This window comes from Blastocatellia bacterium (assembly GCA_035573895.1).
Classification (GTDB): Bacteria; Acidobacteriota; Blastocatellia; order HR10; family HR10; genus DATLZR01.
Map to the genome: position 1 here is coordinate 22,755 of DATLZR010000070.1, position 7,661 is coordinate 30,415.

Here is a 7,661-nt window from a genome sequence, read left to right on the forward strand (position 1 = left end):
GGCAGATAGCGTACTCCTTCGAAAGGACCATGACATATCCGGCCTGAGGAGAGCGCCCGTCGGGCATCGTTGGTCTGCTGCCCACGTCGGGGAAGGGGCGATAGCGGGTGCTCCGCTATCCGGGGGGCACGGCTACTCCACCGCCTGTGCGTGGCCTGCCTTGCCTGCCTGGCAGGCGGGGGATACTGATCTGTCAACATGTCATCTCTGCGCGAGGAAACGGGCTGTACAGAATCTTCTCATCCGATCCCGGCTTTGGTTAAAGACAACGGGCGTTAGTCCTCCCAGTGTTCTTCGCCGTCGTAATGCATGACGAAGGTCTCGCCGTCAACAACGGTTTCCAGGTGAACATCACGGCCCCAGAGTTTGTAGACATATTCCAGCGTCTTCTGAGCGTATTCGAGATCGAGTTCCACCCCCTCGTAGCGGTGGCGGAGATAGAGTTCGCGGTTGCCGTTATAGTCGCCGTCGTAGACCTCGATGTAGGGGAATCCGAGGTTGGTCATATCGGCCACGATCTGATCGCGCACCCGCTCCCAGCTCTTATCAGTGATGACCCATTCCTCCTCATCCCTCAGTTCGTAGAGATAGAGGTCGAGGTCCTCCACCAATTCTTTGGTGAGGTAGTTGCGGATGAAGGAGACGTCGTTTTCCAGCTCGCGCACCTCGAAGATTTTTTCTCGACCGGTGCCAGGGAGGCGACCGAATTTCTTCTGCTCTTCCTCGGTGGGATTATTCCAGCGGCGTTCGATGTCCTCGAAGATCCTGTAGCCGATGTAGTAGGGGTTCAAGCTTCCTTTGCGGGGCGACACGACGGCGGCGTGAAGCTCGGCGAAATCCAGGTACTCCTGGTCGGTCAGGTCCAGCTCGCGCATGATGCGGGAATGGAAAAAGCTGGCCCAGCCTTCATTCATTACCTTGGTTTGGAGTTGCGGGACGAAGTATTCCATCTCCTCGTGCATCATCGCCATGATGTCGCGCTGCCAGGGCTGGAGGATGGGTGAGTTCTTCATGATGTAGTAGACGAGGTCTTTCTCCGGCTCCGGGGGTTCGCGCCGGGGGCGGGCGTCTTCCTCCTCGCGCGTCGCCTCCGGGGGTTCGCCCAGCCGCAGCAGGTCGTCGTATTTTCCCGGAGCAGGCGTTTGCTTCGGAGGGCGCTTTTCTTCCTCTTCGGAGGACGCTTTCTTCCGACGGATGAAGAAGTCGAAGTCAATATGCTCCTGGATCGAGAGGACAGCGTCGAGAAATTCTTCGACGGTCTTTCGTCCGTAGGTGAACTCATACTCGCGGATGCGGTCGGCGTGCGTGGAGACCTCGTCCACCATGCGCCGGTTTGTGCGCGAGAAGTAGACGTTGTTCTTGAAGAAGTCGACATGAGCGAGAACGTGCGCGATGATCATCTTGTTCTGGGTGAGCGAGTTCCCCTCGAGCAGGAAGGCATAAGCCGGATTGGTATTGATGACGACCTCGTAGATGCGCGACAGGCCGAGATCGTACAGCATCTTCATCTTGTAATAGGCCTTGCCAAACGACCAGTGCGAGTAGCGCCCCGGGAGAGCGTAGGAACCAATCTCGTACATCACCGTCGCCGGGACAATCTCGAAGTGCACCGGGAAGGGATCGAGCCCCAGTTCGAGGGCTTTCTCCCAGATCCGGTCAATGGCTTTCTCCAGTTCCCTGATCTCCGGATCGCTCATACCTGTTCCCCACGACGCCCGAAGAAGGCCTTCAAGGCGGGATAGACGTCCTCCTTACTCTCGATGCGCACGCCGACGAAGCGATCTTTATTCTTCAACCGCTCGTTGAAGATCGAGAGCAAGGCGCCGCTCTGACGGCGATAGCTGGAATACTCTTCCTCGCCGATCTCGCCATAGCCGAAGAGATTGCACACGGAGATCAGCTCATCGGCCAGGCGCACGGCTTCGTCGTTATCCGAGTAGTAGTTGTCTCCGTCGGAGAAGTGGAAAGGATAGATGTTCCATTCCGCCGGAGGGAACCGCTGGCGAATGATGTCCAGCGCCAGGCGATAGGCGGAACTGACGACCGTGCCGCCCGATTCCCCCTGGGTGAAGAATTGCTCTTCGGTGACTTCTTTCGCCTCGGTATGATGGCTGATGAAGACGATCTTGACGTTGTCGTACTTGGTTCGCAGAAAGCGCACCATCCAGAAGTAGAAGGAGCGGGCGATGTACTTTTTGAACTCGCCCATGCTTCCGGAGACATCCATCATGGCCAGCACGACGGCGTTGGATTCGTAGATGATCCGTTCATCCCAGCTTTTGAACCGAAGGTCTTCCTTTTTGAAGGGGCCGATCTGGGGGCGGCCCGTTTCCTTGGCCATGCGTTTCATGTTCTCCAGGATCGTTCGGCGTTTATCGAGATTGGGGAGGATGCCCGTGCGTCGGATTTCATTGAAGCGAATCTGGCGCGATTGAACGGCCTGCTTGGTCTTCTCTTGCAGATAGGGAAGCTGAAGGTCCTCGAAGACGAGTTGAGCGATCTCATCAATCTCGATCTCGGTCTCGTAATAATCAATGCCCGGCTGATCGCCCGCGCCGGGGCCCCGGCCGGGTCCCTGAGCGCCGGATTCCCGTCCGATGACGTCGCCCACCCGGGAATTCCCATCGCCCTGGCCGACGTGCTTTTTCTTTCGATAGTCGTAGCGGAACTTGTACTCCTCGAGCGAGCGCATGGGAATTCGCACGGTCTTTTTTCCGTCGGAGAGGATGATGGATTCGTTGGCGATGATCGAGCCGAGATTTTTGCGGATGGCTTCGCGGACGCGCTCCTTATGGCGCTCCTGATCGATATGCCCTTTGCGCTGTAATGACCAATCGTTGCGCTGAACCGACATAGACGCCCCTCACGAAACGGTCTGTCGGCGCCCCCGATGGGGCGTCGCGACAGACCCGAAGGTCACGGCGCGCACCGGAGACCATGCGCCCCTCACGCCCGTGACAGCAGCGACCCCACATAGTTGAGGAGTTCATTGGCGCAGACGTGGCAATATCCGTGCTCGCGGATGAGCCGGTCAATGACCTCGTTGAGCCGCCGCAGTTGATCGGGATCGGCGGTCTTGGTGGTCGTCGTGATTTTCACCACGTCTTTGAGATCGGCGAAGATCTTCTTCTCAATCGCCTCACGCAGCCGATCATGGGAGGTGTAGTCGAAGGCTTTGCCCTTCCGGGCATAACTGGAGATGCGAATGAGGATCTCCTGTCGGAAGGTGTTCTTGGCATTCTCGGAGATGCCGATTTGCTCCTCGATCGAGCGCATGAGCTTCTCATCGGGCTCCACTTCCTCTTCCGTGATGGGATCCTTGAGCTTCTCCTTATTGCAGTAGGCCTCGACGTTGTCGAGGTATTTTTCGCACAAGGTGCGGGCCATCTCCTCGAAGGAGTAGACGAACGCCCGTTGCACCTCGTTCTTGGCCAGGGTGTCGTATTCCTTGCGCACCATGGCCACGAGGTTGAGGTATTTCTCCTTGTCCTCCGCCGAGATGCCCGTATGTTGATCGAACCCATCGCGGATCGCCCGCAAGGCGTCAATCGGCGTGAGGCAGGTGACGCCATCCCGCACGATCGCGCTCGACAGCCGATTGATGATGTACCGCGGCGAGATGCCGTCCATTCCCTCGCGCTCGGCTTCCTCTCTCAGTTCCCGAATATCCTTGGCCTTGAAATCATCCACGTCCTGTCCGTCGTAGAGCTTCATCTTTTTGATGAGGTCAATATTCTGCTTCTTGGACGGCTGGAGTCGGGTGAGGACGGCGAACATCGCCGCCACGCGCAGCGTGTAGGGAGCGATGTGAACATTCCGGGGAGCTTCGCTCTGGTCGAGAAGCTTCTTGTAAATCTTCTCCTCGTCCGAGACGCGCAGGTTGTAGGGAACTTTGATCATGATGATGCGATCCTGCAGCGCCTCATTCTTCTTATTGGCCACGAAGGCATTGTATTCGTTCTCGTTGGTGTGGGAGATGATCACTTCATCGGCGTAGATCATGGCGAACCGTCCGGTCTTGATGGACTGTTCCTGCGAGAGCGTGAGCAGGGAGTAGAGGAACTTCTCATCGGTCTTGAGCATCTCGACGAACTCCATCAACCCCCGGTTGGCGATATTCAACTCGCCGTCGAAGCGATAGGCGCGCGGATCCGATTCGACGCCGACTTCGCCGATGGTCGAGAGGTCAACGGAGCCGGTCAGTTCGGTGATGTCCTGACTCTTGGGATCGGAGGGAGAGAAGGTCCCGATGCCGATGCGTTCCTTCTCGGAGAAGACGATGCGCTCGACCAGGACGTCTTCGTGCCGACCGTGGTAGACATGCTGGAGATTGTACTGACAGCGCGGGCAGAGATCGCCCTCGATATAGATGCCGTAGTGTCGTTCGATCTCCGGGCGGAGATCCTGCGGGATCAGATGCAGCGGTTCCTCGTGCATGGGGCAGCCCTTGATGGCGTAAACGGCTCCCTCATCGGTGCGGGTGTACTGTTCCAGTCCGCGTTTGAGCAGGGTGACGATGGTGGATTTCCCGCCTCCGACCGGTCCCATCAACAGCAGGATGCGCTTGCGCACCTCCAGTCGCTGAGCCGCCGACTTGAAGTATTCGACGATCTTCTCCAGCGATTCGTCAATGCCGAACAACTCCTTCGAGAAGAACTTGTAGCGGGTGATCTCGTTCGGCTGCCCCTCGTTGATTTTCTCCACGCCCGCCGCCAGTATCATATCCGAGATGCGCGCGTGAGCCAGCCGCGCCAGCTTGGGATTTTGCGTGACCAGCTCGAAATACTCCCGGAAATTTCCCTCCCATCGGAGCTTTTCGCGTTCGCGTCGGTGTTGCTCCAGAAGCCGTGCGATGTCGAGACTCCGGTTCTTCTCCTCCATACTCATGGTTTTACCTCGCCTCCTTCCGCTCCTCGCCGAGCGGATAGGCCCGATAAAAAAGACTCGGGCCGTGATAAAGATCAGGTTGTGGAAAGGTTGAATCAAAAAGATCGGCGCGATGCTGTTCGCGGCCGTCGCTCTGATCGTTTTCGCTGCGGCCGCGAACAGAGACGGTCAGTAGTATACAGAAACCGGCGGCGAGAATCAATCGGCGCTGTCCACAACGACGCGCGGTCGAATGAGTCTTTCCTCAGGAACGATCTCTCCGATAGCGATCAACCGATCGGCCTGATCAACGAGACGAACATACGTCGAACCGGAGGGTGTTTCTCGTCCTTCCGTGAGGGTCAGGGGCTGGCCGTGAACGATCCGCCGTTTCTGCGGGTCGGTGACCGTGACTGCGGGCATCTGGGGGAGCGCGCGACTCAGAGGACGAATCCACCCGGCGATCGTCCCATCCACCGCTTTCTGTTCGAGGACGTCCAGAGGGAGGGCGTCGTCCAGACGAAAGGGACCGACCGCCGTTCGGCGCAACGCGACGAGGTGACCGCCGCAGCCGAGCTTCTCCCCCAGCTCATGCGCCAGCGCACGAACATAAGTGCCCGCCGAGCATTTCACCCGCAGCGTGACCTCCGTTGTCCCATCGGGATTGACGACCAGGCGAGAGCCGTCGGTGGGAAGGATTTCGATCTCCCGGATCGTCACCGTGATGGGGTGCCGCGGGATCGTTTCGCCGCGCCGCGCCAGCTTGTAGAGCCGTCGTCCCTCTCGCTTCTTGGCCGAGAACATCGGCGGAATCTGCTGGATCGTGCCGCGAAACGTTTCGATCATTTTCTCGATCTCCTCGACGGACACTTGCTTAGATGTGACGAGGGGGGTCGTCGGTTTTCCCGTCGCGTCATATGTATCGGTGGCGAATCCCAGTCGAATGCGCGCGATGTACTCTTTATCGTGAGCGGCGAGAAATCGCTGCAGCCGCGTTGCCTTCCCCAAACAAATGACGAGCACGCCGGTGGCCTCGGGATCGAGCGTGCCGGTATGACCGACGCGCCGACAGCCGAGCACCCGCCGAATGCGATCCACCACATCGTGGGAGGTGAGCCCGCGCGGTTTATCCACGACGATAATGCCCTGCCACTCCATTGGCCCGCTCTCGATAGACGACCGTCACTCCTCGTCTCCACCCTTCGGCAATCCCAATTTTATAGACGGGAACGCTCGCGTCAATCCAGCGCGCCACCAGATCGAACGTCGGATGAAACCGGAAGACCGGCGCGACGAGAAGCACCAGCGCCGGTCGGTCGGCGATGTCTCGTCCGGGGAAATATCCGCGCCGATGAAAATCGCCTCGCCGCCGATGCCATTCGACTTTCAACCAGTAATCGAGACCCTGCATCGGCAGCTCGCTGTCCTCATCCACCTTCAACTCGATGATGGCGAGCTGTCCCTCCTCGGTGATGCCGAGCAGATCCACCATTCCGTACTCGTCATCCCGGTGAGCGGGAATCTGCGGATAGAGGAAGCGCGCGTCGAGTCGGGGATCGAGCCGCCGAACATCGTCACGAATCATCTCCTCGAGCCAGCGTTCGGCCTGCAGGCGATAAAACGGATGAAACTTGTCGTCGCTCTCCGGCTGGCGAATGCGCGCCACTTCAGCGATGAAGGCCTCGATCTCCGTCCAGTCCTGGCCGAGAGGGCGCTTTCTCCCACCGACGCCGAAGGTGATCCGACGGCCCGAGATGCGGGCGACTTCCAGCCCTCGAAGACGCACCGATTCCACAGCGCTGCCCGGCCGACGATAGAGGCGCAGCAGATGGGGAGCGAGCGCAAGAAGCCGATCGCGCTCGGCGTGAGGACGTAGCGCAGAAGCGGCGTGGGGCAGTCGCTCGGCGATGGGATCAAAAAGCTCCCCTTGATCAAACGGCCGAACCGGTATTATCTCCGCCGACCGGGGCTCGACCTCATAAAGGTGCAACGGCGCCGGTGGCCGCACCATCGTCAACCGACGCGCGATCGTTCGGCTCCGCCCCTGAGGCACGAACAAAAAAAGCGGCATCGCCGATTCGGTGCGACTCTGCTGCCGGAGGCATTCCCACCAGACGAGACCCGCCGTCAGCATGCCGTCAATGTGCCTCTGTGGCTCATGGGGATTCACGGCAATAGCGGCAATGCGTTCGACCCCCCGACGAAGGACCATGCGCGTGTAGATGCCGGACAGATGGCGATGGGCGTCCTGCTCGGTGACCGCCCGTTCGATCCGGGCGGTGAAGGCTTCCGCCACCCTCTGAGAGATGGTCGCCTCATAGGTGCGCCGGCGCTCACGGGATGTCTCGCTCGGTTCTTCCTCGCTCGTCGGCGGGCAGAGTTCCAGGATCGTCTCCGCGCGATCCAGAGCACGCCGCAGATGCAGCCTCAAGCGCTCGACGCCGATCTCATACTCCACGACCTTCCAGCACTCGGAAAAATCGTCTCCCCAGAGGCTGAAGATCAGTTTCCCGAACTCGATGCTGAGGGCCAGATTCGTCGTCGCCACATCCCCGACGAGCACTCCATCGCGCCGACAGCGCCACTTTTCGCCGGTGGTGAGGAACGCCTCAATCTCATACTTTGCTCGTGAGAGATCGTCCATGATCGAGGTCCCACAGAGGGAAAGCCCGAGTCCGTTCCGAAGATGGGAAGCGAGCGCGACCGCCTCAGGAAGCAACCTTCGCGCGTGACCGAAACATCCCTCGCATCAGGATTCGCCGACGACGGCGGGGTGAGACTCGGCGACGGTTTCC

The 7,661-nt window shown here is 59.3% G+C and carries 5 protein-coding genes; all 5 read right to left on the reverse strand.

Going from position 1 to position 7,661, the window contains the following annotated elements:
* Nucleotides 1-275: 275 nt before the first annotated feature.
* The gene (locus tag VNM72_07125) at nt 276-1,697 is read right to left on the reverse strand and encodes a SpoVR family protein (GenBank protein HXF05172.1); all 1,422 of its coding nucleotides are present in this window, start codon (nt 1,695-1,697) and stop codon (nt 276-278) included.
* A complete protein-coding gene (gene yhbH / locus VNM72_07130; GenBank protein ID HXF05173.1) occupies nt 1,694-2,854 on the reverse strand; it encodes a sporulation protein YhbH in 1,161 nt (386 codons plus the stop codon). The genes VNM72_07125 and yhbH overlap by 4 nt, the downstream gene beginning before the upstream one ends.
* Before the next feature lie 92 nt (nt 2,855-2,946).
* Nucleotides 2,947-4,887, reverse strand: a complete 1,941-nt coding sequence (locus tag VNM72_07135) for a protein prkA (GenBank protein HXF05174.1) — start codon at nt 4,885-4,887, stop codon at nt 2,947-2,949.
* 198 nt (nt 4,888-5,085) lie between these two features.
* Nucleotides 5,086-6,024: a tRNA pseudouridine(55) synthase TruB gene (gene truB, locus VNM72_07140; GenBank protein HXF05175.1), complete on the reverse strand. Its 939-nt coding sequence runs from the start codon at nt 6,022-6,024 to the stop codon at nt 5,086-5,088.
* A complete protein-coding gene (locus VNM72_07145) occupies nt 5,993-7,510 on the reverse strand; it encodes a hypothetical protein (GenBank protein HXF05176.1) in 1,518 nt (505 codons plus the stop codon). The genes truB and VNM72_07145 overlap by 32 nt, the downstream gene beginning before the upstream one ends.
* Nucleotides 7,511-7,661 lie beyond the last annotated feature (151 nt).

Coding starts and splice junctions, on each gene's coding strand:
- VNM72_07125 (HXF05172.1), bottom strand. CDS start 1,697: ATGAGCGATCCGGAGATCAGGGAACTGGAGAAAGCCATTGACCGGATC.
- yhbH (HXF05173.1), bottom strand. CDS start 2,854: ATGTCGGTTCAGCGCAACGATTGGTCATTACAGCGCAAAGGGCATATC.
- VNM72_07135 (HXF05174.1), bottom strand. CDS start 4,887: ATGAGTATGGAGGAGAAGAACCGGAGTCTCGACATCGCACGGCTTCTG.
- truB (HXF05175.1), bottom strand. CDS start 6,024: ATGGAGTGGCAGGGCATTATCGTCGTGGATAAACCGCGCGGGCTCACC.
- VNM72_07145 (HXF05176.1), bottom strand. CDS start 7,510: ATGGACGATCTCTCACGAGCAAAGTATGAGATTGAGGCGTTCCTCACC.